The 25,792-nt window shown below is 54.6% G+C and carries 30 protein-coding genes; all 30 read right to left on the minus strand.

Annotated features, from left to right (window positions below):
* Positions 1 to 2: 2 nt before the first annotated feature.
* Entirely contained in the window at positions 3 to 1,577 is a 1,575-nt protein-coding gene (locus G491_RS0114885; RefSeq protein WP_028315161.1) for a phage tail protein, read from the minus strand.
* Positions 1,577 to 2,986 carry a baseplate J/gp47 family protein gene (locus G491_RS0114890; protein WP_028315162.1) on the minus strand — a complete coding sequence of 470 codons (1,410 nt, stop codon included), beginning with the start codon at positions 2,984 to 2,986 and terminating at the stop codon, positions 1,577 to 1,579. Before G491_RS0114890 ends, G491_RS0114885 begins: the two co-directional genes overlap by 1 nt.
* Before the next feature lie 93 nt (positions 2,987 to 3,079).
* Entirely contained in the window at positions 3,080 to 3,493 is a 414-nt protein-coding gene (locus G491_RS0114895) for a GPW/gp25 family protein (protein ID WP_028315163.1), read from the minus strand.
* Positions 3,490 to 4,380, minus strand: coding sequence for a hypothetical protein (locus tag G491_RS0114900; protein ID WP_028315164.1), 891 nt, complete (start codon positions 4,378 to 4,380; stop codon positions 3,490 to 3,492). Before G491_RS0114900 ends, G491_RS0114895 begins: the two co-directional genes overlap by 4 nt.
* A gap of 10 nt (positions 4,381 to 4,390) precedes the next feature.
* Positions 4,391 to 5,407, minus strand: coding sequence for a hypothetical protein (locus tag G491_RS36320; protein ID WP_028315165.1), 1,017 nt, complete (start codon positions 5,405 to 5,407; stop codon positions 4,391 to 4,393).
* Complete coding sequence (locus G491_RS0114910) at positions 5,404 to 5,709, minus strand: hypothetical protein (RefSeq protein WP_028315166.1); 306 nt, start codon at positions 5,707 to 5,709, stop codon at positions 5,404 to 5,406. The genes G491_RS36320 and G491_RS0114910 overlap by 4 nt, the downstream gene beginning before the upstream one ends.
* A 10-nt stretch (positions 5,710 to 5,719) precedes the next feature.
* On the minus strand, positions 5,720 to 5,986 hold the full coding sequence (locus G491_RS0114915; RefSeq protein WP_028315167.1) for a PAAR domain-containing protein: 267 nt from the start codon (positions 5,984 to 5,986) through the stop codon (positions 5,720 to 5,722).
* Entirely contained in the window at positions 5,983 to 6,351 is a 369-nt protein-coding gene (locus G491_RS0114920) for a hypothetical protein (RefSeq protein WP_028315168.1), read from the minus strand. Before G491_RS0114920 ends, G491_RS0114915 begins: the two co-directional genes overlap by 4 nt.
* An 11-nt stretch (positions 6,352 to 6,362) precedes the next feature.
* On the minus strand, positions 6,363 to 7,412 hold the full coding sequence (locus G491_RS0114925; RefSeq protein WP_028315169.1) for a phage baseplate assembly protein V: 1,050 nt from the start codon (positions 7,410 to 7,412) through the stop codon (positions 6,363 to 6,365).
* Complete coding sequence (locus G491_RS0114930) at positions 7,405 to 7,824, minus strand: DUF1353 domain-containing protein (RefSeq protein WP_028315170.1); 420 nt, start codon at positions 7,822 to 7,824, stop codon at positions 7,405 to 7,407. The genes G491_RS0114925 and G491_RS0114930 overlap by 8 nt, the downstream gene beginning before the upstream one ends.
* Positions 7,817 to 8,194: a YcbK family protein gene (locus G491_RS0114935; RefSeq protein ID WP_028315171.1), complete on the minus strand. Its 378-nt coding sequence runs from the start codon at positions 8,192 to 8,194 to the stop codon at positions 7,817 to 7,819. The genes G491_RS0114930 and G491_RS0114935 overlap by 8 nt, the downstream gene beginning before the upstream one ends.
* Positions 8,195 to 8,202: 8 nt before the next feature.
* Positions 8,203 to 9,468, minus strand: a complete 1,266-nt coding sequence (locus G491_RS0114940; RefSeq protein WP_028315172.1) for a phage late control D family protein — start codon at positions 9,466 to 9,468, stop codon at positions 8,203 to 8,205.
* Between the two features lie 64 nt (positions 9,469 to 9,532).
* The gene (locus G491_RS0114945; protein WP_028315173.1) at positions 9,533 to 9,823 is read right to left on the minus strand and encodes a LysM peptidoglycan-binding domain-containing protein; all 291 of its coding nucleotides are present in this window, start codon (positions 9,821 to 9,823) and stop codon (positions 9,533 to 9,535) included.
* Entirely contained in the window at positions 9,820 to 10,293 is a 474-nt protein-coding gene (locus G491_RS0114950; RefSeq protein ID WP_248635406.1) for a CIS tube protein, read from the minus strand. The genes G491_RS0114945 and G491_RS0114950 overlap by 4 nt, the downstream gene beginning before the upstream one ends.
* Entirely contained in the window at positions 10,290 to 10,604 is a 315-nt protein-coding gene (locus G491_RS0114955) for a DUF7768 domain-containing protein (protein WP_028315175.1), read from the minus strand. Before G491_RS0114955 ends, G491_RS0114950 begins: the two co-directional genes overlap by 4 nt.
* A gap of 8 nt (positions 10,605 to 10,612) precedes the next feature.
* A complete protein-coding gene (locus G491_RS0114960; protein WP_211239149.1) occupies positions 10,613 to 14,281 on the minus strand; it encodes a phage tail tape measure protein in 3,669 nt (1,222 codons plus the stop codon).
* A 139-nt stretch (positions 14,282 to 14,420) separates the two neighbouring features.
* Positions 14,421 to 15,098, minus strand: coding sequence for a T4 family baseplate hub assembly chaperone (locus G491_RS0114965; RefSeq protein ID WP_028315177.1), 678 nt, complete (start codon positions 15,096 to 15,098; stop codon positions 14,421 to 14,423).
* Between the two features lie 18 nt (positions 15,099 to 15,116).
* Positions 15,117 to 15,578, minus strand: a complete 462-nt coding sequence (locus G491_RS0114970; RefSeq protein ID WP_028315178.1) for a phage tail protein — start codon at positions 15,576 to 15,578, stop codon at positions 15,117 to 15,119.
* Between the two features lie 15 nt (positions 15,579 to 15,593).
* Complete coding sequence (locus G491_RS0114975) at positions 15,594 to 17,123, minus strand: phage tail sheath C-terminal domain-containing protein (RefSeq protein WP_028315179.1); 1,530 nt, start codon at positions 17,121 to 17,123, stop codon at positions 15,594 to 15,596.
* A gap of 2 nt (positions 17,124 to 17,125) precedes the next feature.
* Positions 17,126 to 17,365 carry a hypothetical protein gene (locus G491_RS0114980; RefSeq protein ID WP_028315180.1) on the minus strand — a complete coding sequence of 80 codons (240 nt, stop codon included), beginning with the start codon at positions 17,363 to 17,365 and terminating at the stop codon, positions 17,126 to 17,128.
* The gene (locus tag G491_RS0114985; protein ID WP_028315181.1) at positions 17,362 to 17,925 is read right to left on the minus strand and encodes a hypothetical protein; all 564 of its coding nucleotides are present in this window, start codon (positions 17,923 to 17,925) and stop codon (positions 17,362 to 17,364) included. The genes G491_RS0114980 and G491_RS0114985 overlap by 4 nt, the downstream gene beginning before the upstream one ends.
* A gap of 58 nt (positions 17,926 to 17,983) precedes the next feature.
* Positions 17,984 to 18,469, minus strand: a complete 486-nt coding sequence (locus G491_RS0114990) for a phage virion morphogenesis family protein (RefSeq protein WP_028315182.1) — start codon at positions 18,467 to 18,469, stop codon at positions 17,984 to 17,986.
* Positions 18,459 to 18,818, minus strand: coding sequence for a hypothetical protein (locus tag G491_RS0114995; RefSeq protein WP_028315183.1), 360 nt, complete (start codon positions 18,816 to 18,818; stop codon positions 18,459 to 18,461). The genes G491_RS0114990 and G491_RS0114995 overlap by 11 nt, the downstream gene beginning before the upstream one ends.
* The gene (locus G491_RS0115000) at positions 18,818 to 19,282 is read right to left on the minus strand and encodes a hypothetical protein (protein WP_028315184.1); all 465 of its coding nucleotides are present in this window, start codon (positions 19,280 to 19,282) and stop codon (positions 18,818 to 18,820) included. The genes G491_RS0114995 and G491_RS0115000 overlap by 1 nt, the downstream gene beginning before the upstream one ends.
* The gene (locus tag G491_RS0115005) at positions 19,269 to 19,622 is read right to left on the minus strand and encodes a hypothetical protein (RefSeq protein WP_028315185.1); all 354 of its coding nucleotides are present in this window, start codon (positions 19,620 to 19,622) and stop codon (positions 19,269 to 19,271) included. Before G491_RS0115005 ends, G491_RS0115000 begins: the two co-directional genes overlap by 14 nt.
* 16 nt (positions 19,623 to 19,638) lie before the next feature.
* Entirely contained in the window at positions 19,639 to 20,502 is an 864-nt protein-coding gene (locus tag G491_RS0115010) for an HK97-fold major capsid protein (protein ID WP_028315186.1), read from the minus strand.
* A gap of 17 nt (positions 20,503 to 20,519) precedes the next feature.
* Complete coding sequence (locus G491_RS0115015) at positions 20,520 to 20,885, minus strand: hypothetical protein (RefSeq protein ID WP_028315187.1); 366 nt, start codon at positions 20,883 to 20,885, stop codon at positions 20,520 to 20,522.
* Positions 20,886 to 20,899: 14 nt separating this feature from the next.
* Positions 20,900 to 23,287, minus strand: coding sequence for a DNA adenine methylase (locus G491_RS0115020; protein WP_028315188.1), 2,388 nt, complete (start codon positions 23,285 to 23,287; stop codon positions 20,900 to 20,902).
* A 106-nt stretch (positions 23,288 to 23,393) separates the two neighbouring features.
* Entirely contained in the window at positions 23,394 to 24,257 is an 864-nt protein-coding gene (locus G491_RS0115025; protein WP_028315189.1) for a phage head morphogenesis protein, read from the minus strand.
* A 2-nt stretch (positions 24,258 to 24,259) separates the two neighbouring features.
* On the minus strand, positions 24,260 to 25,765 hold the full coding sequence (locus G491_RS0115030; protein WP_028315190.1) for a phage portal protein family protein: 1,506 nt from the start codon (positions 25,763 to 25,765) through the stop codon (positions 24,260 to 24,262).
* Between the last annotated feature and the right edge of the window lie 27 nt (positions 25,766 to 25,792).

Consider the following 25,792-nt stretch of genomic DNA (forward strand, 5'->3'; position numbering starts at 1 on the left):
CCTTAAACAGGCCATTGGGTTACTTGATATTTGTTCACGGCGCTCTCTGTCGCGGCCTCCTGCGCCTCGCTGAAATCCTGTTGACGGAACAGCCATCGGTAGGACGGCTCGGTGAATCGGAAACCGGCCTGATTGAGTTTCATCCGGCCGATGCGGAGCGGTCGGGTCCGATCCACGGAGAGGCGTAAAGAGGTCGTGTTGAGGGCGCGTTGGTTCAGGCTCAAAGGCACGATCCGTGGGCGTTGGAGAGAACCTGTATCCACATAGACTTCAAGCGATGCCCGTTCTCCGGTGAGGTTCGCATTGGTCAAAGTCCGGTTGTTGAGGACATTCGCGTTGAGCTTGAATACAGGCCCTCTCCGACGCCAGCGGTTAATCAGATCTGATGCTTCGGTGACACCGGCTTTGCATCCGGCGGCGGCAACCAGCAGCGCACTGCTGTGTCCACCCTGAATGGCATTGATGACCACATCCCCGTTGAGCGGTGAACGGCCCAGCTGGAAGCATTGCCGGTTTCTCGCTTCGATGTTGAAGCCGAAGGTCTGTCTGTTCTGCAGGGCTTCCGAAGCCTCCGCCTGCAGAATTGAAAAGAGGTCTTTCTGCCGAAAGCAGTAAAGGGTTTCCGTATCGGCAAAGGAAAGTTTGCGGCGGTTGAGATGATCAGCCGAGAGGTTGAAACCGGTCTCGACAATATCGGTGAGATAATCCCGGCCGGTATAGATCGGATTACAGAAGGACAGCCTGTCCTCGCGGATGGAGGTGTTCACCAGCCGTCTTTCGTTGAGCGGCCTGTGATTGAGTCGCATCCTGTTTTGACGGCCATGAAAACGGGAGACCTTATTGTTGGCCCGATCGATTTCCGGAACCATCTCCACAGTGCTGGTCAGCTGCAGGTAATTGAATATCCGCTGCTTGTTGGTCAGATGGCGGCAAGAGCCGAGACGGCTTCTTCCCAGCACGAAAGTTTCATCGAGAAAAGCCAGAACCACACTGCGGACATGGGCGGCGTTCTGAAATTCCAGATCGGACCCGATTTCCAGAAAAGTAGCGAGCCACTGCAGGAAAAACGCCCGAGTGCCAGCCGGATGATGAAAAGACAATGCATCCCGCACACCTTCGGCCAGGTTAAGACTGTGAACCCGATACACTCCGAGGCTGAACACATTGCCGGGGAGTTTTGCCGAACTCAATCGGGAACGGGAGTTTAAACGGAGAGCACTGCGGAAAGTTTCCTCGATATGCCCCTCCCAACCGACAGACCCAAGACTGCGATCGATTGCCGGAATGGTTCCTTTGCGACGGTATATCTCGACCGCTTCACGGATCAGCCGACGCTGGTTTTCCGGCGTGTCTGTGCCGTCATAGTGGTGACCGACCAGATACGCGAGCAAGGGCAGAAAGCGCTCGTCACAGCGCTCCACATCAAAAATGTCGGGGAACCTGTCAATGGCCTCCTTGATCTCATCGAGCGTGCCTGCCGGGAGTGAAAGCAGAGAGCGAAGGTCGCCGCTTTCATCCTTGTGCTCATACAATGGCGGCAGCAGATCGATGAGATTGTTCTGGAACCAGTCCGCCACTATTCGGCCCTCCGCATATCGAGATTAACCGAGCCAAGAACCGGTATTTCACCGCGCCCGAGTTCTACGTCCAGTTGGGGCGTATAGAGACGAATGTGACTGACTCCCCGAACACCATCGATCAGAGCTATGAGATCAGATGAATGGATGGTCTGGCCGAAGCTCACCTGATCGAAAGCAAAGAAATCCGCCAGTGACGATTCGATTCGACTGCGCACATTTTCGAGCGCTTCGCCCGGCCATGCATAGACTTCACAATCGATATGGATGGACCGGTACACCGGATCGAACAGCTTCACCTCGACGGTGATCACCTTGCGATGTTCCAGATATTCAGCCAGATCACGCTTGAGCAGCCCGGAAGGCATGCCGCCGCCATTGGGGGCGATGGCCAGATGGACGTTGTAATAACGGATGTTCTGGCAGTCATTGGTGTCGAGCACCTTGGCCTTGGCAACTCCGGGATAGCCCTCGGCAAGTGCCTTGTAGTCCTGAAGCGTTACCGCCTTCCAGAGACTGCGCAGTTCGGCCGGAGCCTGATTGCGTGCATGTTGAATGGTCTCCCGGGATGAGCCGCCGGTAGCAGCCACCGGATTGGATACGGTAAGTGGGATCTGAGCGCCGTCGTGATAGACGGCTGACAGAAGCTGCGTGATGCGTCCGGGGCCGATATTTCCCATGGCTCCGAGACTTTCGAGCCAACTCACTGAAATGGTTTTCCCTGCAGCGGGAACCGCTCCGGATTGGCCATCACCAAAGAGAATGGAGGTAATATCCAAGGCGTTCGTGTCGGCCATGAAATGAAGGCTGTCGCTATCGCTTTCCTGAAAATGGCGAACCTCACTCCAGGCATCATCATCGATAAGAACACGGATGGTTGCCTGTGCGATTGATGCGCCGCTCAGATGAAACCGCTGCCAAGGCTTTCCGGTGGCTTCCAGCTCCTCAGATTTGCGGATTCCCTGTCGGGCGTAAATGTCGACGGAGAGTTCACCTCGGGGAATGAAGGCATCGTCCACCGTTTCAAAGTCGGCCTTGCCATCTTCAAGCAGCGCCCGGCACTGAGTTCCGGCCGGAATCGGTAGATCAAAATCGAGCGGAGCGGCAAGTGAAAAACGGATGGTGGTGGTAGAAGAGACCGGTGTATCGAGCTGATAGCCGATGAGCTTGCAGAGGTTGATGATATTCTGACGCTGACGGGCTGTCGGCAGAAATGCCTCGGCAGCCTGCGCATCGAGGTAATAGGCCAGCATGTCACCGACTCCACAGAACAGTTCCAGTAGAACAACTCCAAGGTCGGAGTGATTGAAATCGGTCCAGCGATCTGTCAGCTGCGGCACTTTGGCCAGCAGTTCCTGCCGGATCGATTCATAATCCTTGTTGATATATTCAATGCTTGCGCGGCCCATTGTGCCTCCGGTTCGTTCGATGTTTTTTAAGCGGAGCGATAAACTCCGCACACGCCGATTACTTACCGGAAGCCGTCTGGAAGTGTCGGAGGTCTAAGGAAGTTCCCGGAAGAACGGGTAAACGAGGTTTCCTTCGACCTGAGTATGGATGACCCGATAGGAAATGATGACAGGCAGTTGATTGAGGTCTTTGTTGCGGGCGGAATCATCGAAGGACACGTCCGTGATCACCACCCGTTTTTCCCAGCGGCGGATCGCATCGATGACATGATGGCGGATGAGACCTTTGAGCACTTCATCGTTCTGCTCGAACACAAGGTCTTTCAGCTTTGAACCGAATTCCGGGTTCATGAAGCGCTCACCGGGCCTTGTCCCAAGAATCTGAATGATGCTTTCCCGGATATGTTCATGCTCCCGGGAGGTCGATGTGGAGACTTCGGCTCCACCGGATATGGATTGAAAGTTCAGAGGGAATTTCAGCCCTGTACCGAGAAAATCGTAGTTCATAGATCACGCTCCTCACATTCAAGATTACAGAGCCCCTGACAGCTGATGGAGCCGTCATTTGTTGCCGAGCCATCATCCGGAAAGCGGACAATCAAACTGGTGCCGTTTTTCATGGAAAGATGAATGGTGCCGCCGCTCTCGATGAGGCCGCCATGCCCGCTCTCTTCACAGGAGAAACCCTTGGCTCCATCGGCCAGAATGCGGACAGTGATGGTCTCACCGACACCTTCAACACGGGTAATACCGAGGATATCGATGCTGCCCGAGGGATTGATGACGGACAGCGTTTTCATCTGCTGATCAAGTAGCAGCCTGTATGGGGCAAGCTCGATGCTGAAGCGATGCTCGGTCAATTGATCCACTTGGGCCGAGAGCGGGAGCCCCCTTATGCCAGCCTGTTCCACCGTGGTTACGATCCATTCGGGCACCAGTTCAAAGACACGCCCGGGGCTGACCTCCACGGATGTTCCGGGGCCGGGTGTAATGAGATGCGGCTCTCCATCGACAATGACCGAAATAGAGTGATCATCATTGGTTTTGAGAACCATGCCGTCAGACAAGGTAAAGAGACGGTTTCCGTCCGGCAGATCCCGGGGTTCGGTGCCCGCAGGCAATTCGACGAAGGGATAGAAATCCGGTGGGGGTTCGGTCGTGACCTGATCCATATAATCCTGTGTGTTCTGTATGTGTGCTTCCAGCGCCTCCTGTGCCTGCTGTTTCAATGCTTCTGATGCATTATGGGATGCCTCGATAATGGCTTTCATGCCTGCGATTTCAGTTCTGATCCCCGCAAGCTGGATAGCCATATCTCTGAGAATGAAATGGTTTTCTCCGGAATCGGTCTGTTCGATCACGGCTCCAGCCTGAGGTTCTTCTATGGATATCATGAGCGTTCTCCTAAATTCCTACGCTGCCCGGATTCGACTCAAACTCCATCTGGTTGAGGGCGGTGATCGCTCCGGTGGTTCCGTTGATTTCAAATACATTCCAGACGGTCCCGGGTTGATTGGGCACATTGAAGGTGTATTCCCGGCCATCGTAATAAAACACTTTCACGGTCGCGCCTGATCCGGCCAGACCTGTACTGGTGCTCGAGTTGCGGTTGGTGTAGTCGTGAACACTGTAGCGATAGGTTCCGGCCACCAGCCGATGCATGGTGATGGTCTCCGGCCCGTAAGATGAGGTGTCATCCACATCCAGCTCGCCGCAATCCTGCACATAATCTGTCGAGTAATAGACATGAAACGTGCCGCCACCCGGACGGGGACCGCGCAGGTGAGAATCAAGATCCCGGGGATTAAGTCCCCACTGCAAAACGATGCGGGCCACCTGTCCGTTGAGTTCCGGGGAGAGCACGATATTCTGGCCGGAGCTTCCTGATTCGAGGACGTTCAGCAGGCCATGGGCATCGATATAGTTGGGCGTGCTTGCTTCGTAAACATAGAGTCCTTCGAACAGCTCCATTTCATACTGGCCGGAGGCATCGGTGATCTGCTGCGCCACAATCGGACCTTCCTCGCTGCGCCGTATGGTTACCAAAACACCTGCAAGCGGCCGGGCATTGAGTGCATCCACTACAGATCCGATAAGATGCACACTGGTGCCCAGGTCGAGCAAAAAGTCCGGATGGTTGGCGAACCACGAGGGATCTCGGACCTCGACATTCAAATGACGTAGGCTTTGCCGGGCATCGGAATCCCAGGCCATGATCATGGCGTTGCCAATCTGCATTCCGCTGACCAGAAAGCCCTCGTCATCCACATAGGCCACAGCCGGGTTGGATGAAATGAACTGCGGGCTCAAGCCACTGCCGCGAACAGAGAGCGGGATGCGCTGCTCGAAATAGGATAGCGAGAGTCGGATGCTCTGAGGATAAATCTCCCAATAGGCCGGAATGTCGAGTTGTTCGGTCATGAGGGCATTTCTCCTCCGCCCATTGGAGTGCCGTACACTTCAACCTGAACATGGCGAACACTCAGATGATCATCTGAATGCCAGACCATAACAATGGCAGCGCCGGGCTGCATACCGCAGATCACATTTCCAGATTCATCCACCTCGGCGACATCGATGTTGGACGATTCAAACACCGGCGATTCAACCGAGCCCCGAATGGACAGCGGAATGGTTTGCGGCCATTCAGAAGTAGAGACGCGGATCAGTTTGGGGAAAACGTCCCAGTATGGATGTGTCGGTATGGTTGATTCTTCCGGCATGCAAAGCTCCTCAATTGTCTATGGTGTTCGGGCTGCCCGCCACAATAACCGCACCGCAGGCAGTAATGTCGCCGATTCTGGCGTTGGGACTGCCTTCGGTAATGGTGGTCATGCTTCCGGTCACGATGGGAGTAACGCCGTGTCCGGGGATGGGACAGACGTGCAGGTCACCCATGCGGGCCACTGGAATCCCATTCACCATGGTTCGAACGGCCGATGTGATGATCACACCGCCGTGACTGCTGACATCTCCGAGACGTGCCTGTGGTCCGCTCATGGTTTCAGCCTCAAGGTTAAATTGATCAGATAGCCGACAAGCCCGCCGACAGCGGTGCCGATTCCCAGTGTCAGCCCGACAATTTTCCACATGGTCTCCGTACCGACCTTGCCGCTGACCCGGGTGTGGAGCCGGTCAATTTCCTCAGCGTGGCGGTGCAGGTCTGAATTGATGCCGCGAACCAGCACCTCGACATTCTCCTTGTCAGATTTCTTTTCGATTTCCCGTTCGATCTTCTCCAGCCGGTCCTGAATTTCACGGCGGTGGTTTTCCAGAATCCCTCGAAATTCCTTACGCCATGTGTCGAAGGTTCTGGCGAGCATCTCTTCGGATGCAGTCAGCCCGGGTTGATTTGAATCACTCATGCAATGTTCCCTTATGTGTTAATCAATACTTGGTTTGTCGATTTGATGATGATGTTGCCAACGACACCATCCATGAAAATGAGGCTTCCCGCCTTGTCGGTTGCGCTGATGCTTTCCATGCCCGGAGCCGCGTTCATCCTGACCACCTGTCCGGCTTTGTCGGTCAGGCGGATCTGTTCAGCGCCTTTGGTGGAGTCGATCAGAATTTCTTGTGTGCCGTTAAGTCCCCAGATGTGGACCTTTTCCCGGCCTTTGGTGGTATCGATCAGAATCTTTTGCCAGCGGGAACGGCCTTTGTCGCAGGAAAGAATGTGAATCTTTTCCTTGTCATGCCATGCCTCCAGCAGCACCTGCTGACAGCAAAGGTCCGTGAGTTGGACCCGGGCTTTCGATCCGACGATCTGTGAAGCAATATCGAGCTGGTCGCCTTTTTCGGCATCCTTGGTCCCGCGTCTGAGGGCGTTGCCGCTCTGCATTTCCGGTTTGACCTTGGCTTCCATGGTGAGGATCTGACCGGCCCGGTCGATCAGGCGCATCAATTCATCACCATCACGGTCATCGGCCAGAATGGTGTGCCCGGTTTCCGTCTTCATCAGCACCCTGAAACGCGGGCAGTAGTATTCCGGATGGCCATGGTATTTCCGGTGTTCGAGATTGTCGTGGGGATTGCTCTGGTGCTCCAGCTTGTCCTCGCAGTCATGGCAGAAGGCATTGCCGCAGGTTCGCTTGGATTCCTCCGGCTGTTCCCCGGGATTACTTCCCGCGAGCCAGACTCCGGTCCAAATCGGATATTGAACAATGCCGCCTTCAAACTCGGCCCAGACCGAAGCGCCTTCTTCAGGCACGAGGAACATGCCGCAATCATCATTGCCGCCATAGGGAAAACAGGGAGATGCCCAATCCGACCAGTTTTCACGGCCTGTACCCAACACTGCAGGGATTTCGAGCCGAACCCTACCGAGCCGTTCCGGATCATTGTTGTCCCGGACAAAAGCCCGGTACTTGCCGTACCAGCGGTTGCGGTAGCGTTCTTCTGTCTGTTTATCGGAGGTTTCAAGCATGGCTGCCTTCCCTCCGGCGGCTGTCATTCCAAGCCTTCCAGCCACCCACGCGAACAGCCCAATACATCAGTCGGCGTTTCCATGCCGGAACACCGAGCTTGGTCATCAGGTCGAGAAATATGCGGTCGGCTTCAACTCGGGTCACCAGTCCGGTGTGATAGAGAAAGTCATGCACAACGGCAGCCGGAGAATAGCGTCCCCATGGCGGCACAATTCGCCAGAACAGACGCGGTACAGATGCAAAATCCGTTTCAAATCCGGCAGGCACGGTAATGGTTCGGCTGTCAGAGATCCTGACCTTGTAGTCTTTGATCAGACGGGCACTGCGGCCATTGGGCAGCAGTTCAAACTGCAAAGGCCCGTTCAGTCCGATTCCCGAGCCGACGGTGACGGTCTTTTGAAACTCAGTCATTACGCCACCTCGCTTTCCCGGTTGTCCGGACATCGAGATGGACCCATGAAGGATAGATTCCGATGCCGCCTTGTTGAAAAGCCGGAATGGTTTCCGCTGCACGAGCCAGGTCTTCGGCTGTCAGTCCATCCGAGCAGTCGACATCGGCAGCCATTCCCAAGGTGTGAAAACTCTGAGCGGCTCCGCCAACAGATTCATTATGGTGATTACATCGAAAGCCGCTGGTGATGCTCAGCGGCAGGCTTACTTGATCGCGCAGAGCCTGAAGCGCCGAAATCAGTTCAGGCTGTATCGGAGCCGAATGCCCGCAGCAGTTGGTTCCCTTGCAGGCAAATTCGGACCGGCTGAAATTTTTACTCAGATCTCCCATGGTTCCTCCTAAGAAACAGCACCGGAATCCGCATTGATGGTCACCATGGCCGGTGGCTCATTCTGCGGGGTTGCCGGTGCTTCTTTATCGTTTGGTTTTCCCTTGGCCTGGGCGGACTTGTCTCCTGCACCTTTGCCAAGGGCGTTCTTTTTTAGTTTGATTTCACAGGAATAGCCGGATGAACCGATGCTGTGGCGAACCGAGTGGCAGTAGTAAATGCCGGAAAACTTCCGGCCCACGCCTTTCACTTCGAGGTTCTTTTTGGCCCGCAGTGAGGGAATGCCGATGGTAGCGGCGGTGGCCTCCACCTGTTTGAGTTCGGCCTCTCTGAATTTGCCTTCGGCTGTATCCTGAGCAGGCTCCTGTGCCGGTTCTTCATGAAAGGCTTCGGAACGTTCATAGGCTGGAACGACCTGTCCGGTCTCCTGTTCTTTGAAACTGCCTTCACCCGTGTTGCCATCCACCAAATAGGTCTGCTTGCCGAGCGAGGTCCGTTCGGGAGTTGTGGCATTGTTGGCTTTATGTTCCACCACATCCTTTTTGCGGGGATCGACGCCGACTGATTTGGTTTCGACCCCGGCACCTTTGGCTCCCTGTGATTGGGTCGATGGTCTGAAAGAGCGCAGAACGCCCTTGCGGTCGGTGAAATACTCCAGCGTCAAAAGCGGAGCCTGTTCCAGCTCCCTTGGATGGAAGTGGAGCTCGTCGTCCTGAATGAAAAAGGAGTAGCCGCTGACACCCTGACCATCCCGGTCACGGGCTTTGGTTGCCAGCTCCTTGAGGAAGACGGCGTCGGACTGATTGCTCTGGGTTACGCGAAGATGATGGCCTTTGGTGGCCGTCACGACCGGCTTGAGGCCATTGGCCGAAGCGATCTGCTCGGCAATTTCGGAATAGAGAATGCCCGGCGCAGGTTTCTGCCAGACCTTCTGGTTTTCTTTCCCGGCCAGCTTGAAGCCTTTGTCGTAGGCTTTGATACGGATGGTGGGGTCGCCGTTTTCAGGGAAATCGTAATCGATGTCCTTGATGACAGCCTTTTTGCGGGGCGAGAGATTACCCACATAACCGAACCGGGCAATGATCTCGTTGCCTTCCTGAAAAAGCGAGTCATCTACAAACTGCAGGTTGCGGTTTGTGATGGACAGCTCGAGAACATCCAGTTCCTCTTCATTGTCGGTGAAGACAAAAGAAGTGATCTCCTGAGTGATATCCTTTGAGAGCGATTTGCCCTCTATCTGAATCAAAAATGTCGGTTTGAATGTATCGAGTTCCATGCACGTCTCCGGCTGTTCGCAGTTCACTGCTTACATACCGGAAGCGCCGATGGAGTGTCGGGGCTCAGTCGAGAATGTGCATGCTGACGTGGTCCATGGAAGGGATGCGAAGCACCGTGCCCGGCGTCAGTTCCAGCGGAAAAAAGATGTCGTTGTAGTCACAGATGATCCACCAGAGCTTTGGCTCTCCCAGATATCTGTGGGCCAGAAGATCCAGCCGATCACCTTCGGTCACGGTATGAAAGCGGTCATCGAATCGCGGTGATGTATCGATCGGAAAGCGCATGCCAAGGGAATCACCATTGCTGTCTCTGTATCGGAGACATTTAGCGTATCTGGAATCCTTGTCGATCATGAGCGCACCTCCGACCAGTTGACCGATTGATCGACGTATTCTTCGAGGGATATATCCACCTCGGCTCGCTGGGGAGCGAGATTGGTCTGGTCGAAAAGGCCGAAAAAGCGGGCCTTTACCTGTCTGACAATGCAGGTCACGCCGGGATACAGTTCCCCAAAAATGAGAATGACCCGGTGGGGCGCGTTCTTGAGCATGCTGCCAGCGTGTTCGGGATATTGCAGAGACCGCAGCCAGTCGACCTTCTGTTTCACCGGTCCTTTGAACAATTCGACCTTGAAAGTGATCCGACGTGGTTCACCGGCCACATACTGATAACGAGGATGGCTCATGCCGGGAATTTTGATGGCGGCGTAGCTGGTCGATTTTTCGTCGCTGATGTTGTTGGGATTGTATTGGAATTCCAGTCGATCGCCGGTGTCGGCATCAACCAGATATCCCTTTATCGGTTGCCGGTCCCAAGCCATCATTTGACCTCGTGGATTTCAACGACCGTCTTGCCGATCTCTCTGGCATGGGAGAGCTCCTGCTGCATCCCTTTTGAAATGCCGTTTCCGGTAAACGCCCAGACTTCAGAGCAGGTTTCCATGTAAGCGAGGCCGCAGCTGATAGCGGCAGAACGTTGTTGCGGATCATGGTCATCGACAAAGCGTGGGTACAACAGGTGTGGCGCGAATGGCGCATAGCCTTGATCCATGGCCATGCGGCACAGTTTTTTGGCCACTGTAACGTTTCTTTCAATGTCCCCGGCAAAGGGGCTACAAATAAACACTCTTTTCATCGGTTGCCTCACAGGGTTTCATAGTTTCTGATTTTTCGTTCCCGGAGGTCCTTGTAGACCGCCTCGGCCACCTGACGTCCATCGATATGCGTGGCCACGGAAACCTCCACGGGTCGTTCCGAAAGCGCATCGAGCTTGTTCAGCAGCGCCTCCAGAAGGCTGGCCACATCGGGACCTTCCTGCTGGCCTGCTGGCGATGAGACAAACGGACTTGTTCTTGCCGCTGCCAGCTTTTCAGGCGGATGCGGTTCCGGCTGCATTACCGAAGCTGCATTGACATCATGCAACACGCCGGTCCCGGCCGTATCCACCGAAGCTCTGACATCAGCCGGAATGCTCAACGCGGGAATCATCCCCATCGACGGGGCGATCTGCCCGGCAATGGTCACCGGCGGAACCGAGGGGGCCGCAATGGCGTCCGGGAACTGATAAGGCTTACTTACCGGAATTTTCGGTGTAATGTCGGGTGCTCCTACTGATCCTGCATTCACGACCGGCATTGCCGAAGCCATGACCGGCGAAAGCATAAGCACGGCGGAGAACACCGTCGGGATGAGCTTTTTATCGAGACTCGGGATCAGAGCGAATCGTCCGGCGCTTTGCTGAACAACAGAATGTTTGGCAGAAGCAATCTGTAATCTTGGTGCAGCTTTGGCTTCAGGTGCCGGTGAAGAAGAAAATAAGGACTTGATACCGGTCCAAGCACCGCTGAGCAGTCCGGATGCTTTCTGTTTTACTGACTGCATGACACCGCCCACACCGGACTTAACCTGGCTCCAGAGGGCTGTTCCTTTTTCAGCTACCGCAGAGATCCCCGAGCCAATGATGTTTTTCAGCCCGCTGAAGGTGGACGTGAAAGACTGTTTAACCGCCGTGGCACCGGCAGTCAGCTTATTCCAGACACCACTCCAAGAATCCGGCAAAGACAGTTCCGGGATGAGATTGCTTAACGCGCCTTTGATCATGCCACCGGCTTTGGATACCATCGCTCCGGCACCCTCAACCAGTGAACCCCAGAGGTTGCCAGCCGTCCTGAAGGGAGCAGAGAGTAAGTTCATCGCAGTCTGGCCCGCTGATTTAAGACCGTTCCAGACACCAGACAGTGCAGACAGAACTCCACGAGCCGCAAAGGAGAACACTTTTGCAGGCAATGCCAGCGTGGAAACCATTCCATCCGCCAGTGTTGTGAGCAGGGCTTTACCTGAAGCAGTCAGCGTCGAAAGCGGGCCTTCCTTGGCATCGGAGAACGGCAGCAGGCTTCGCAGCTTGCCGAGCGCATTCTTCAGCATGCGGAATGGATAGGTAACCGCCGACCAGATGCCTTCACCCAGCGTGACGAGCATCTTTTTCCCGGCCTCGAAAAAGGTCATGTCGCCTGAGAAGAAGCTTCTCACTGTGGCGAACAGATTCCGCAAAGTGCTGACGAGCGGTAGATTCATAAAGACACTGACGATACGCTCACCGGCAGCAACAAAGAACCGAACCATCCCGTCGAAAACTGAGGTGATAAAGTTCCAGACTCCGCTGATGACATCGCGTGCCCATCTGAATGGAGTAGCCAGAAAATCGAAGACCGCTCCGCCAATGGCCTTCAAACCATCCAGCAGGGAGACATTTCCGGTCAGTATCTGCCAGACGGAATAGATAATCTTCCCGGCAGCCACAAACGCCTGAGCAATCAGTCGGACCGGAAGCAGAAATTTATAGATGAATTTGGTGGCATAGATCAGTGAGCCGACGATCACCTTGCCGACCCAGACGACGCTTCTCACCACGATGGCCAGTGCTTTGACAACCATCGTGATATTCCAGACCACGATGCGGAGTGCATAGGCCAGTCCCTGAAGCAGAACACCGGCAACCGTTCCGACCACGGAACCGAACTGTCGCCACGCCGATCCGTCCGCTGAATTGGCCGAGACACCAAATATTTCCACCACCGAGAAGATGGCTTTGTAAAGGGTGGCATAGGCAGAAACCATCCCCTTTACGGCTGGTTCGAGAATGGCCCGGATTCGACCGAAAGCGTGTGAGAAGGCTTCCCACAGCCCGGAGAGGTATTCCCGCACCCGGTAATAGACTTTGAAGACAGTCACGACAAAACCGAGGAGCCCGGCTGACTTGAGCCGGTTGGCAAGCTCGGCCGACATCTGACCGGTGGAGCCGCTCAGGGATGAGATGAGGGTCTTCACGCCCTCGAAGACCAGTTTGATCTTGTTCCATGTCCCGAGAACGACATCCCGGATTCCTCCGAAATTTGTCTCCCATGCCCGTTTCAGCAGATAGACCGCCAGAACCACACCCGCAATGGCGGCGGTAACCGGCAGAAAGTATGTGGCAATGGCTGAGCCGACACCTGCGGCCGCTGCACTGATAGCAACGAACCCGGCCTTTATTGCCGGAAGCATGAGTCCGACCAGTCCGACGGCTGAAGTGACCGCTCCGGCAACAACCAGCACCGCTCCAAGAGCCATGGAAAGTGTCAAGACTACCCGGGTGACTCCGGGCATGGATTTGGCCAGTTTCTGCAGGAACAGAATAAAGCGGGAAATACCGTTCATCACCGGGGTCACGACTGGCAGCAAGGTGCGACCCAATATCTCGGTCAGGTTGGACACCTGCTGCCGGATCAATCCAAACTGGGCTCCGATATCCTGATTCATGGCACTGGCCATCTGATTGGTGACGGCTGTCCCGGTTTTCATGGCTGCGCCGACTGACTTGATATTGCTTTCGAGCGATTCCGTTCCGGCCGCCATCTGCAGGAGGAACTTGACCGCCTCGTCGGAGCCGAAGGCTTTCTTCAGCTTCACCTGAGCGGCTGCCTGCGACAAATCCGGGAACTGCTGTTTGATCTCCTGCAAAATGGGAATGACGCCTTTGAGACGGCCGGTTGTATCGGTGAACGAGAGCCCGAGCTGATCACCGGCCTCGGCTGCGTTCATGATGAATGCCTTGTAAAGTGTTCCGGCTTCTGAGCCCGGCATGGTGGTCTGCAACTGACCGAGGATTGCCAGCTGTTCCTGCAGAGGAATGTTGTTGGCAGCAGCAACAGCACCGATGTTTTTGATCGCATCGGCCATCTGGGTTCCGTTGGTCTTGAACGATGCCACGGTTTGGGCCATGGCTCCTGAAAAGGCGGTGGCCCATTCCATGTCGGTCATATCCGCCATGATGGGCTTGAATATGCCGTAAGCCGTGGTGAAGGTTCCGACCATCTCCTGTGTGGTCGCTTTGGTGGCTTTGGCTGTGAGACCGGCCATGTTGGTGAAGACACCGACGGCCTCATCGCTAAGATTGGACAACGCCGACTTCACATCGTAGGTAGCCGTGATGAAAGCCGCCTTGTTGGCTCCCGACCACTGGTTGGTGAAGGATTCGGCGGCATCTTCAATGGCACCGAGGTCCTTGACTCCAAGCGATGCCAATTCCCCGAGGGCTTTCTGAGTGGCAGCGGTAGATGCGACCAAGGCAACAGGCGCGGCCATGAGCGCAAGACCGGCACCAACCATCATGGTGCCTTTCTGGATACGATCCAGATTTTTGGTCATGCGTTCACTGGCGGCCGCAACGGTTCCGTCAAGGCTTGTCATCGAACTTTCAATGCGCTGGGCGTTCTGCGAGAACGCATCCTTCATCGATACGACAATGCCCAGCCCAAGGTCGTTATTCATCATCGCTTATCCATTTGCTCCCGTTCAAAATCAATCTGCCGCTCCAAGGCTTCCACAAACTGCTGTCGAAGCCTGAGCGGCAGTGATCGGATTTCCTGATAACTCCAGTGGAGCCCGCCATAGGCGAGAAAGAAGCTGTCGCTTACAAGCGAACTCCTGGAAATAAAAAAGCCGGTTCGGCCTCGAGACGTGTTCTGATCCGGGTGCCGCAGCCATCGCAGTCGACTTCGACCGTTGTATCGATACCGGCATCCACCCGGGCCATTTCCTGTCGCAGGGCACTGCGGTCGCGCATGGGCATTTCAGTGAGGGATTTCTTGCTGGGTGCCTTTCCGTCAATCTCGATGAGTCGAATCATCATGGCCGATGAAATGTTCGGCTCGCGCAAGGCGGCGAGACGCTTTTCCTTGTGGCCATCAAGCAGACCGAAACGGACCGCTTTCTTGGAGCCAGGCAGCTTGAATTCAAACTCACGCTCCTCGGTGTAGGGAGTGACTTTGAGATCCTCCAGATTGACCGTCACATAGTTGGTCATGCGACACGAGGCATTGGGGCACGTCAGTTCCAGTTCGACCTCGTCTCCGAGGGAAATCTGGCGCAGCTTGACCAATGCAAAAAGGCGGTCGCCCGAGAGCAGGTCGAGAATATCGTTCACCGCTGGCTTGTCATTCTCGCCAAGCCGGACGGTACAGTTTCTGAGCACCTGATTGATCGCCTCTCCATTGCGGATAAGACGCTGGTTGGTCAGGAGCTCTTCTTCGGCACCGGTCATCTCCTTGATTTCGATCTCGATGCCACTGGGTAATTCATAGGTATACATTTCTTCACTCCTTGTTTATCAGGTCCAGTACTGGTAGCAGATGGTCAGTTTCTCGATGGTGTTTTCGGTATTGCCGCCTTCGAGCTCGTCGTATTCCAAGGTCTTGATCCATGCGCCATGCAACGTCCAGCGTCTGGTTTCATTGCCGCTGCGGTCATAGCGCACCACATCGATGTCCTTCAGATAATCGGCAGGCAGACCGCCGGTCACCGCATTGACATCGACCTGCTTTTTCACCCATTCACGGGCAGCCTCGTCAGAGCCGTCCTGAAGGATTCCTTTTTCGAGGGTGATGTCCTCAAACTTCACGCGTCCGGCCACCTTCTGGTCGAACATGGAACCAGCAGGCGCAAAGGCCACTTCCTCCAATTCCGTTTTCGGCTCCTGTCCCTTGTGAAACAGGGCCACGTCAAAGCCATTCACCTCGATGGCAAATTGCCAGTTCTGGTAAAGACTCTTGGGCATATTTCCACTTCTCATGGTTGTATCTCCTGATTAAATGATTTCACTGAAGTCCGCGCCGGTGCCGGTCAGAATGAAATTCAGTTCGATGAATTCCGCTGTCTTGGTCGGCTTGACGAACACCCGGGCAATCATTTCATTGCGATCGATAACCGCCGGAGTGTTAGTTTCCTCATCACACTGGAAGGCGTAGTCATAGAGACCGCCTTTCTCCTTGATGTCCTGCAGGAAGGGGTTGATCAGACGACCGAGCGCCCGCCATGTCTGCGGATTGTTCGGTTCGAACACCACAAAACGGGATGACTCGGAAATGGCTTCCTCCATATACATCATCAGACGACGGACATTGATTCGGTCCACCGCTGAAGGCTGACTCTGGAGCGTTTTCTGGCCCCAGATGTTGATACCGGTATCCGGGAAAACGGCAATGACATTGACCCCTTCGGGATAGAGCACATCGCGTTCGCCCCGGCTGGTCTTGTAGGCGACCGATACCGCGTTGAAGATGCGGCCACGATCGATTCCAGCCGGAGCCCACCAGACGTAGGTCTTCTGGTCGCTTCGGGCACAGCACCCGGCTACAGCGCCACAGGGCGGGATGTATTTCTTGCGGGCGGTGATGGGATCGCTGATTTCCAGCCACGGGTAATAGAGAGCCGCGTAAGACGAGTTGAAGGCCGCATGGGTGTAGGTTCCCTGACCCTTCCTGAAGTCAACGACCTCCAGCGGTTCAAGCATGAACGGCGTGTCGGCAATGAATAGCAGGTCCTTGCGGTTCTCCGCATAGGTGATTCCGGCATTGATGACCGGGACGGTTGTAACACCGGGGACCATGAGCAGGTTCAGTGCATCGATCTCATCGAAGGCATAGAGCCCGGTATGCTGGGACGGGTCGCCGATGTAATCTGAATCGGTCATGCCGGAGAGACCGTTGCCGCCACCAATTAGCGGATAACTTCCAACAGCAGGTCTGTCATTTGCAGTCCCTGTAGATGGGGACAAATCACTGACAGTGATGTAATCTGAGACCTCATTGACCATAAGTTCCACATGATTGGCCGACGTCTCATCCATAGATAGGTCTTTGAACACCTCGACGATGTTGTCCTTGTGTTTGACAACAAGATTGAAGGCGTTGGCCGGGTCCAGAGAGCCGTCCTCGACCGTCACGGAAATACGGTCGCCCCATGTTCCGGGATTGGCTGCGTTCACTTGCAATGTGAGCTCAGGCGTTGACCCCCGATTGGAAAGAACGGCAACCGAGTTAACAGCACTCAGGGTGCTCTTGTCGGTAATATCGGTGTAGTGGCCAACGCGGCAGACATAGAGAATCGATCCTCCATTGTCGAAAAAGGCTCTGGCCGCATAAGCCAGGTATCCTTCGTTGATGTAGGAGCCGAATTTATTGATGAACTGCTCCCAGCTCGTTACCAGCACCGGTTTGTTGACCGGGCCTTTTTCAGTGATGCCCACCATGGCAGCTGCCGAGGTGGAGATCTGCTTCACATAAAAACTGAAGTCGGTTTCCCGGGTGTAAATGCCGGGTGATAGATATGCTGGCATCGTTATTTCCTCCGTTTCGTGGTTTTGGGTTCAGTGGTTTCAGCCGTCTCATCTGAAACGGAGGAATTTTTCTCTTCCGGTTTTGAAAGGCCCACCAAGCCGCGTTTTTCAGCAAGCGTGATTTCTGGTGAGATATCCTTTTGTGGAATCGAGGTGCGCTCACGCGGGCCGAGATGCAATGTTCTGTCTCCGGCCAGATTGAAGGTGAGCGGTTGAAACTGAAGGTTTCTGATTTCAATCACTGTTCATCTCCTTTGGGTTCATAGGTTCGTTCTTCATTCACGCTGCCGTGAAACTGGAAAGTTCGGTCCTTGATCAGATGGCCGTTTTGGATTTCGCCATCGTAAACAGGACAGTCTTCAATGCGGATGCGTCCGGAGCTTTGCTTCAGATTGGAAAGGTTGACCCGGTTCAGGCCGCCCAGCGGAGCGATCTCCGTCAGGTTGAGATGGCCCTGATCCGTAATGGTCAAAACGGGATTGCGCTGGACAAAGCGGGAGACCGACTCCTGAAATTCAAGGAGTTCAACCTCACGGTCCACCGTCACAATCAGGTCAAAGTCGAGATGATAGAGACGCGGGAAAGAACACTCCTCGAATAACAGAGCGTCCACGTCCTTTTCAATCAGGCGACTTTGGCTGCGGCGCAGTTTATTTTCACTGACTCTCGGCCCCTGCAAAATGACACTGGGCGTGCGCTGAACTTCAAAAACATCATCAGCCAGCACCAGCACGGCATCCGGGTGGATGTCGGCCTTGACCTGCCTGATCAGTGTTTCTGTAACGGTTCGTATTGTGCTCACGGTAGCCTCCGGTTGTTTCTGCCAGATTACTTACCGGAAGCGCTGCGGATGTGTCGGATCAGAGAATGCCTTTCAGAGCTGTGCGATAATTTTGCTCAATCTCTTTGCGGTATTTCTGCATGACGGGATGAAGAAAGGGTCTGGCCGGGATGATAATGGTCGCCCCGTTCGGATGGTTGATGGTGGCCCCGTATTCCATGACAGCCCCGATATTCACCATGCTTTCACCGTCCTTGTTGACGGTTCCACGGAGAAGACCGACAAATGCCTTGTCCGCCATGATCTTTTGGGTGATGGAATTGATCAGAAATCCGGTGTCGATAAGCGCCTTGCTGGAGCCCTTGCGGGCGATGGTGCTGTCGGCCAGCTTGGCGAAAGCCTGTCCGCCGGGGGCCTGATTGCGGATACCACGCTGAATCTCCCGAACAAGAAACAGGGCATTGCGGATGGTCGCCTGCTGAAGGGCCATGGCGATCCGGGGACCAAGGGTGCCATTCAGCTTTGCTTTGGCCTTGTTCCAGTCGCCGGTCCGCTTAGCGCCCATGGATCTTCACCAGTTTGATGGATTGGTGGGTAATGACTCCAAAAAAGTGTTCTTCTTCGAGTGTCTGTATTCTGTATGTAACTGTCTCTATCTGGAGTCTGTCCTCCGGGAGCACGTCGGCTTCCGGCAGAACAGAGACGGTGGCATCGATTTTTCCGGCGAGATCTTCCGGAGGTGTGTGGACTATTTCCACGGGGATCGAGCCTATTGGACTGTATTTCTGATCGTCGCTTCCATACAGATTTTCACCGGGAACAATGCGAAGCACTGTGGCGGTGATGCCGGAGGAGACAATCAGTTCTCTGACGTCCTTCACGGCCTGTTCTTTTTCCCGAACTGTCAAAAGCATCAGCAATCCTCTTCAAGACAGATTCCCTGTTCATAAATCACCGGAGTAAGGCTGCCGGGGGTGATGATATAGCCATCCTCGTTGACCTCGGTTCCCGGTTTCAAAGCGGCGAGTCTTTTGCGGTATTCCTCCAGCAGGTCCACTTCGAGCTTGGCCCAGTGTTCCGGCTGCTTGGATTTGTCGACCCGTTTGTCGCCACTGGAAAACGAGAAGGCATTGGCGGTGGCAGAGCGCATCACCTGACAGGCATGTATCTGCCCGATCAACAGAAGCAGCTCCCTGAGCTCGCCACTGATATCCGGCAGAATCTGCTCGCCCTCGATGGTCAGCGTAATCTCCGCATCCCGGGACAGCTTAAACACAGCCTTCCGGACGCATCTCTCCAGTGTTGAATCCACAAAGAGAGACGCATCCGGATCGGACAGGTCGATGCGCAGGTCGGCTATGAGCTCAGGAAGCGTCAACGTCAACCTCCGCAAGACGGGTCTTCAACGCGTCGATCACGGTTCTGCGTTTTTCGCCTTCCATATAGCCTTTGAGTTTGGCCGGGTCGGCTTCTTCATTGACCTTGGATATGGCATCGGTCGCGTTGAGCTTACTCAGATCATCATCCTGATCCTGCTTGCCCTGAGAGGAAGGCTTGTCTGCTTTCTCCTTGTCGACCTGAATCACCACTCCGGTTTGCAGGCAGTGTTTGATCTGGTCGGTCTGCTCTTCAACAGGTGTAACCTCTCCGGGAAACAGCTTCAGCCCGGCATCCGGGATGATGAGAATGCCGGGACGGACATTTTTTATCGTCAACATGATTCCTCCTTCGGCATTAAACACCAAGTTTCACTCGGGCCAGAACGTCCGGGCGGGTAATGCCCTGACCGATTTCAGACCATACCAGCCAGCCGGTTTTGAAGCGGGTCTTCTGGTCGATGGATTCGGCTTTGAGCTTCTCACGGACCGGCATTTTGCCCACTTCTTCATCCGGAATGATCAGGATTTCGTCGAGGGGCATGGATGCCGTCAACAGAATGCCGCCGGTGCCGTAGTTCTTGACCACGCCTTTCTGACGCAGCTCCAGCTTGGTCTGAGGATCGAGATCCCAGCCGCGCAGATCGTTGAAGCGGCGACCACGCATGACGATATACTTCACCGACAACTCGAGGTCCTCGATGATTGAGATCGCCTCGTTGAGGGCTTCCTCGGTCAGTGTGTTTCCGGCCACTTCAACGGTATTGGCAGCCGGAACCGCAGCCGACAATACGGAGATGGTTCTGCGGTCCATCTCTTTTCGAATGGCATCCGAGGCACTGGTCTGGATATCCATCAGCGTGCCGATGTTGCCGTTCTTGAGGACGGAGATATCCACCATTGGATTGGAATGGATGCGGTTGGTCGGAAACTCGACTTCATCCTTGCCGATCTCCTGTTCCTGCGCTTCACCGTCCTTGCTGATCCAGTGGGCTTTGACGGTCGGCTTTTTCTGGTAAAGCGGACGTTCACCCTTGGGCAGTGTGTGTTTGGTCAGCAGCAGCGAGGAGATTTCCTTGCGCCGGATCTCCTGTTCAATCGGAGCGGCAATTGCAGCAGCCAACGCCTGCATCCCTTCCGGGGACTCAAGAGCTTCACTCATGAGCCTTGCCATGGTCTCCATGTATTCCTGGCTGTGAATGTTCATTGGGTTGTTCTTCATGTGTACAGCTCCTGTGGTTAAATAAGCAGTTTGAATTTCAAAACGCCGCTCTGGACGGAAATGGCCTGAGCGATGACAAACTCGTCATTCCCGATATTTCCGCCGGTCAACTTACCGGTGCCCGAAACCTTCAGGTCATCCCCGGGATTGATCGTCCCTTCGAAGACGTCCGTTTCGTACACACCGCCGTTGCAGTAAATGCCGGGCATTTCACCGCCTGCGTAATCCTTGATCAGGATGCCGAAAGAACGGACCTCCGGATCGGTGTTGACAGAAAACAGATCGTTTCCCGCCAGACTCACCAGATGGCCAAGCTGGCCATCGCCTTGCATATAGCCGTCACCGTAAGCGAGGCCCCTGTGACATGGATTGATAAAAGACATAGCTCTTCTCCTTGTTAGTTGATTTCCACGGTTTCGTTCGATTCGTTACCGACACGGTTGTTGTAGGCAGCCATGAAGCCGCTGCGCAGGCGATCCTCGAGGGAGAGCTTGCGGTCATCCACGTCGTGCGGTCTCACCCCGGCTGAACTGCGCATGGGTGTTTCGCTCGATGCTTTGGACTTCTGCTTGTCAGGCTCCTTTTCCGGTTCCGGCTGAGCCTTGGCATCCGCCTTCTGGCTTTTGGCCATCTTTTCATAGGCGGCCTCGGTGGCGGCAAAAGCGTCATCCGACAATTCCGCCAGACGCTTGAGTTCCGTGTCGCGGTCTTCGCCGAAATCCATGCCTTGCTTTTCGAGCTTTGAAATCAGCTTGTGGGCGCGGGCTTTCGAAGCGGCAGCCTTCTGTTCGGCTTCCAGTTCCTGAATGCGTTTCTGAAGTTCGGCCACCTGAGCTTTCAGCTGGCGGTTTTCCTTTTCCAGCTCGCCTCCGGGAGCCGGATTGTCTTCCTGCCGTTCCTGTTTTTTCTTAGCGGCGTCGGCGGACGACTCATCTGGTTTCTTGGTTTTTTCGTCCATAGTTGGATCTCCTTTGGGTTGGTGTTCAACAGATGGTTCCTGAACCGACGCCACCTGCAGAATGCGGGCATTTTCATCTGCCCCTTTGCGGTCCAGCAGGCCCAGGCCCGTAAAAGTCACGCCGTGAAGAATCTCGAAGACGGGTTCCCCATCGAGTTCACGGCCTTTAAATTTTCTGAGGTGAGTGCAGTAATCGGCTTTGTTCTTGAAGCGCTTGTGGCAGACGGAGCATTCACCTTCTTCGTAATCACACTCCATCGATACCTGCGTGATGATGCCTCGCTTCATGAGCTTGTAGGCCAGCTGGGCATTGGGCGTGTCTCCGGTATAGAGCTCACCCACGCATTCGACCCGGCCGCCGATTTCATCTTCCAGATAGTCAGCCGCCACAATTCCACCGACGATGTCGCCAAACTCCTGCGAGTGCTGCAGGTCGACTTTCTTGTTGATGACGGTCATGTGCCTAGTGGCCAGCTCTTCAGCGGTGAAATGGTCACCATTCCGATTGGTGCCGGTTCGGCAGAGGATGAAGGTAAACTGCGGATCACCCGGCAGACCTCCGCTCATCGCTTCGGCGTTCAGCCCCGCATTTTCATCGAGACAGAGTTCCACCGGGATGGATGTATGGATATTGGCTGCGGCAGCCATCGGAACAGGCTTTGCCGCCTGATCGGTATCCGCATGGGACTGGTTACCTTTCAGGCAAACAAAAAGGCGCTCCTTGGCACTGGAAGCCTCGCCGTGCTTGGAGGTGATCGAATACTTGTGGTCCTTGGTCTTCATCCGGCTCTGACGCCCCAGACCGCCGATGATCTTTTTCATCTGCTGTTCGTTTGGATAGGCGTGGTCGCGGTATGAGATAAGCCAGTGTGGGATATGGGTGGCATTACCGAGAAACTCCTGAAAGAAGTCGGAGGCGTTGCCCTTGGTCACAGTCACATGGCTGGTTTCGTAGTTTTTGACCTTGGTATCCGCCTTGATGGTCAGGCCATCCCAATAGGTCATCAGCCCTTCGACAAAGTGATAGGCTTTCTCGTAATTGGTGGTCGAAAACTCGGTGGCATACGGCGGATCAAAATAAGCGAGGTCAGCCTTCACCTTGGGAAGGATCTCGTTAACATCCCCGCGATAGGCTTTGTTCTCCTTGCCGTTGTCGAATATCAGGGCGTTGATCCGTTCGATATTCGCTTTCAGGCGCTTTTTGAATTCTTCAGGCGTGTCCTGACGTTTCCCATAGTCGGTGGAAGACGAGAAGTGGCCAAACCCGCCTTTGCCGCTCATGCAGGTTTTGCCGAGAGCAAACAACGCGATGTCCTTTTTGTAACCGGACAGATCGTCGCAATTGGCTCTCAGCGAGTCGATGAGTGCGTGGACACCTTTGGCAAAGAAGATCCCTTTGAAATTATCCTGAACAAAGGTTTTGGCTTTGGGGTTGTCCGCCAGCAGTTTTTCGATCTCTGCCTCGGACAGCCTCGTCGAGCTGTTTTCGATAATGGCTTTGGCTGCGTGGTGACTGTAGCGAAGACGGTCATTGGCAAAAACTCGCAGCCCTTTGGATTTGTACATGTAAGCAACAACGGCCGAGCCGGAAAAGGCATCCATAACGGAGGAAACTCCGTCCGGGGTGTTACGCCAGATCCAGTCGACCAGTTTCTGTTTGCTGCCGATGTAATTGGTGATGTACTTGGGGCGTTTCTCCGGGGGCTGCTCTTCAGGAGCGTTCTGTTCGGCTGCATCGGTCCCGAGCTCGTCGGGATCGATAGCGAGCGCCGCATCTGCCTCAAGGAGGAACGCCAGCCTTTCCAGGTCAGTGGCAAACATTTCCATCAAATTCTCCGGTTCAATCACTGTTATTTGCCCCGATCGCACCGGGCGAGCGGGAGGTTTCAGCGATTACTTACCGGAAGGCTTTGAAATGTGTCGGAAAGGCGTCTCAAATATTTTTCAGCTTGATATCACTCAACACAGGAAGGTTGGTGCATCTGCAGAATGGATGTGTCGGTTGCCCCGGAAATTTATCAATTGGGAAGGTTTTACCATTGAGCGGACCACAGACCGGACAGGTCCGCTCGTCACCCATGGTCATCCACTCCAGCTTTTCAATTCCGACATGCTGGTGAAACTTGAGTCGCCCCATGTTGTGCGCCCGCAACACCTCGGTCCGGGCGATCATTTCCATACGGTACTGCGCCTTGCTGAAGACTTTTGTTCCGGCCTGCTTGAAGGAGTCTTTGTAGATGACAACCCGTCCGAGGTCCCGGACAATTTCATCCGTACCTTTTCCTTCTATTATTCCCTGCATGATGACGCGCTTTATGCCGTCGGCCAGTTCCCGATTTACGTCACCGGCCAGCGTCATGTTGTACTGGGTCATGAAGTCGAGGGCATTGGTATCGACGATGGAGAATACTTTGGTTGCCAGTTTGTCGATGCCATCAGGCTTGATGTCGGCATAGAAAGGCAGTGATGCGGATGTCAGCTCGGTGATGCCCTGAGCAATGCCACCTTTGAACGCGTCCTTGGTGCTTTTGCGGAAAACAACCGTCTGGTCCCGCTTCAACTGGCTCAGTATCTCGTTCAGCTCTTCCTGCAGCTTTTCCAGACCTTTCAAAGCAGCAAGCTTGTTGTCCGGCAGAGATCCCAGACTGCGGTATTTCAAAATGGCCTGAGCCACTTCCTGTTCAGCCTTGTTGAGGGACTGAGTCAGTTGGGCGGTAATGGAATCATTGTAACGATTGCGGGATTTCAGGCTCTTGAGCGTTGCCGCCTGAATGCGCTCTTTAAGGTCGGAGGGCATGATCAGGATTCCCGGCGGTCAATGAATCGACAGGCCGGGGAATCGAAGGTGCGCTCGCTGTTGTGTACCCGGCAACGGTTGGAATCGGGATTGAAGTGGCTGCATTCATCACACAAGGAAGTTGCCGCCGTTGCTTCCAGCTCCTCAGAATACTGATGGTGGGCCTCAGTATCGAGATCATTACCATCAGCGGGAATGCCGAGCATCTTTCTGGCGCTGGGCACACTCATGATGCCAGACACCACCATGTCGACGACCGGCTTTACCTGTTTTTCATCCATCAGGTCGATGTTCTTGCGCTCGGTCTCACAGTTGGCGGCCTCGATATCAGGGTCCAGATCCATCTTGAGCTGCAGGCTGGAACGGCTGATCAGTTTACGGTCATAGAGTTCGATGAGCAGCTTCTTAAAGTCGACGGCATCGCTTGGATCGAGGTCGTTGAAGATGAACTGCAGGGACTTGTCGGCGTGGCCTTTCAGTTCCATCCAGTCATCGAAGACCCAGTCGAGCAGTTTACGGGCGGCCTGTTTGATCTCCCGGATCATGACCATCATCTTCTGCATACTCACAGAGGCCGTGGCAAAGTTAGGACCGTCTCCGGTCACCAAGGAACGGGAAAGGCCAAGAGCCACCACAATGTCTTCTTTGACCTCCTTGACCTTGTCCTCGACGTTGAGAACCTGGCCGTCGGTGCCGTGAGTTTCCACATTCACATAAAACGGGACCACAAGGCCGCTTTTCATATCCATCTTGTTGACCATGTCACGGACCTGTTCCAGCATTCGCTGGTCCGGCATTACCATCTTCTGTCCGAAGGCACCGCCCACTTTGAGCAAGCGGAACGGCGTGGCCCAACGCTTGGCAATAGCCTGTTCGGCGCGGCGGTAGTCACGCAGCAGTTCAATGGCTTGAAACGCGGGAAGAACCAGTGAGTTCCCTCGTGGTGAAAAGCCCGGGGCATCCCATTTCAAGTGGATGACCTGATCCACCGGAAGATCGATGGGATCGCTGGCCGATCCTGAATCTTCGGCGTACTGCTTGGCTTCGATAAGCTCGCCTTGGGCATACTTCACCTTTACGGATACCGGATTGACGCATACCACTTCCTCGATGTCCTGACCGGAAGTTGCATATCGCTTGAAGCCGACGGCATCGCCTTTGACCAGCAACTGAAGAATCATGTCCTTTATGAACTCCGAGACATCGAGTCGCCATGCAGCGTTGACTGCATCATCTTTCAGCGTCTCGTCATCGCTGGTGATTTTGATCTCATCCCCGACCGCAAAGGTGCGCCATGAATTGACGCAGTTCTTTACCAGCGGCTCTTCGACATAGTATTCCCAAGCCTTTCTGGCTCGCTCTTCCCATGTGGCCGGAACCGCGTCCGAAGCGTTCACCTTGCTAAAGGCAGATGCGTCGAGGGCTGCCGCTGCGGCCATGGGCACAATGGCGTATCCATTGGATTCGTTGTCAGGCTGCTCGGTATCTGGCTGGGCGTTTGTATCCACGTAATCCTCTCGGGTTATTTCCGGTTT

Origin of the sequence: Desulfatibacillum aliphaticivorans DSM 15576 (assembly GCF_000429905.1) — a bacterium.
GTDB lineage: Bacteria > Desulfobacterota > Desulfobacteria > Desulfobacterales > Desulfatibacillaceae > Desulfatibacillum > Desulfatibacillum aliphaticivorans.

What these genes read in the sequence shown, in the direction of transcription:
- G491_RS0114890 (WP_028315162.1), bottom strand. Translation starts at nt 2,986, where the DNA reads ATGGGCCGCGCAAGCATTGAATATATCAACAAGGATTATGAATCGATC.
- G491_RS0114970 (WP_028315178.1), bottom strand. Translation starts at nt 15,578, where the DNA reads ATGAGAAGTGGAAATATGCCCAAGAGTCTTTACCAGAACTGGCAATTT.
- G491_RS0114990 (WP_028315182.1), bottom strand. Translation starts at nt 18,469, where the DNA reads ATGGGCGCTAAGCGGACCGGCGACTGGAACAAGGCCAAAGCAAAGCTG.
- G491_RS0114920 (WP_028315168.1), bottom strand. Translation starts at nt 6,351, where the DNA reads ATGAGTGATTCAAATCAACCCGGGCTGACTGCATCCGAAGAGATGCTC.
- G491_RS0114945 (WP_028315173.1), bottom strand. Translation starts at nt 9,823, where the DNA reads ATGATCGACAAGGATTCCAGATACGCTAAATGTCTCCGATACAGAGAC.
- G491_RS0114900 (WP_028315164.1), bottom strand. Translation starts at nt 4,380, where the DNA reads ATGATATCCATAGAAGAACCTCAGGCTGGAGCCGTGATCGAACAGACC.
- G491_RS0114935 (WP_028315171.1), bottom strand. Translation starts at nt 8,194, where the DNA reads ATGGGAGATCTGAGTAAAAATTTCAGCCGGTCCGAATTTGCCTGCAAG.
- G491_RS0115005 (WP_028315185.1), bottom strand. Translation starts at nt 19,622, where the DNA reads ATGTTGACGATAAAAAATGTCCGTCCCGGCATTCTCATCATCCCGGAT.
- G491_RS0114975 (WP_028315179.1), bottom strand. Translation starts at nt 17,123, where the DNA reads ATGCCAGCATATCTATCACCCGGCATTTACACCCGGGAAACCGACTTC.
- G491_RS36320 (WP_028315165.1), bottom strand. Translation starts at nt 5,407, where the DNA reads ATGACCGAACAACTCGACATTCCGGCCTATTGGGAGATTTATCCTCAG.
- G491_RS0114925 (WP_028315169.1), bottom strand. Translation starts at nt 7,412, where the DNA reads ATGCTTGAAACCTCCGATAAACAGACAGAAGAACGCTACCGCAACCGC.
- G491_RS0114930 (WP_028315170.1), bottom strand. Translation starts at nt 7,824, where the DNA reads ATGACTGAGTTTCAAAAGACCGTCACCGTCGGCTCGGGAATCGGACTG.
- G491_RS0115010 (WP_028315186.1), bottom strand. Translation starts at nt 20,502, where the DNA reads ATGAAGAACAACCCAATGAACATTCACAGCCAGGAATACATGGAGACC.
- G491_RS0115015 (WP_028315187.1), bottom strand. Translation starts at nt 20,885, where the DNA reads ATGTCTTTTATCAATCCATGTCACAGGGGCCTCGCTTACGGTGACGGC.
- G491_RS0114960 (WP_211239149.1), bottom strand. Translation starts at nt 14,281, where the DNA reads ATGATGAATAACGACCTTGGGCTGGGCATTGTCGTATCGATGAAGGAT.
- G491_RS0115020 (WP_028315188.1), bottom strand. Translation starts at nt 23,287, where the DNA reads ATGGAAATGTTTGCCACTGACCTGGAAAGGCTGGCGTTCCTCCTTGAG.
- G491_RS0115025 (WP_028315189.1), bottom strand. Translation starts at nt 24,257, where the DNA reads ATGCCCTCCGACCTTAAAGAGCGCATTCAGGCGGCAACGCTCAAGAGC.
- G491_RS0114965 (WP_028315177.1), bottom strand. Translation starts at nt 15,098, where the DNA reads ATGTATACCTATGAATTACCCAGTGGCATCGAGATCGAAATCAAGGAG.
- G491_RS0114915 (WP_028315167.1), bottom strand. Translation starts at nt 5,986, where the DNA reads ATGAGCGGACCACAGGCACGTCTCGGAGATGTCAGCAGTCACGGCGGT.
- G491_RS0114940 (WP_028315172.1), bottom strand. Translation starts at nt 9,468, where the DNA reads ATGGAACTCGATACATTCAAACCGACATTTTTGATTCAGATAGAGGGC.
- G491_RS0114910 (WP_028315166.1), bottom strand. Translation starts at nt 5,709, where the DNA reads ATGCCGGAAGAATCAACCATACCGACACATCCATACTGGGACGTTTTC.
- G491_RS0114895 (WP_028315163.1), bottom strand. Translation starts at nt 3,493, where the DNA reads ATGAACTACGATTTTCTCGGTACAGGGCTGAAATTCCCTCTGAACTTT.
- G491_RS0114955 (WP_028315175.1), bottom strand. Translation starts at nt 10,604, where the DNA reads ATGAAAAGAGTGTTTATTTGTAGCCCCTTTGCCGGGGACATTGAAAGA.
- G491_RS0114950 (WP_248635406.1), bottom strand. Translation starts at nt 10,293, where the DNA reads ATGATGGCTTGGGACCGGCAACCGATAAAGGGATATCTGGTTGATGCC.
- G491_RS0114995 (WP_028315183.1), bottom strand. Translation starts at nt 18,818, where the DNA reads ATGCTTTTGACAGTTCGGGAAAAAGAACAGGCCGTGAAGGACGTCAGA.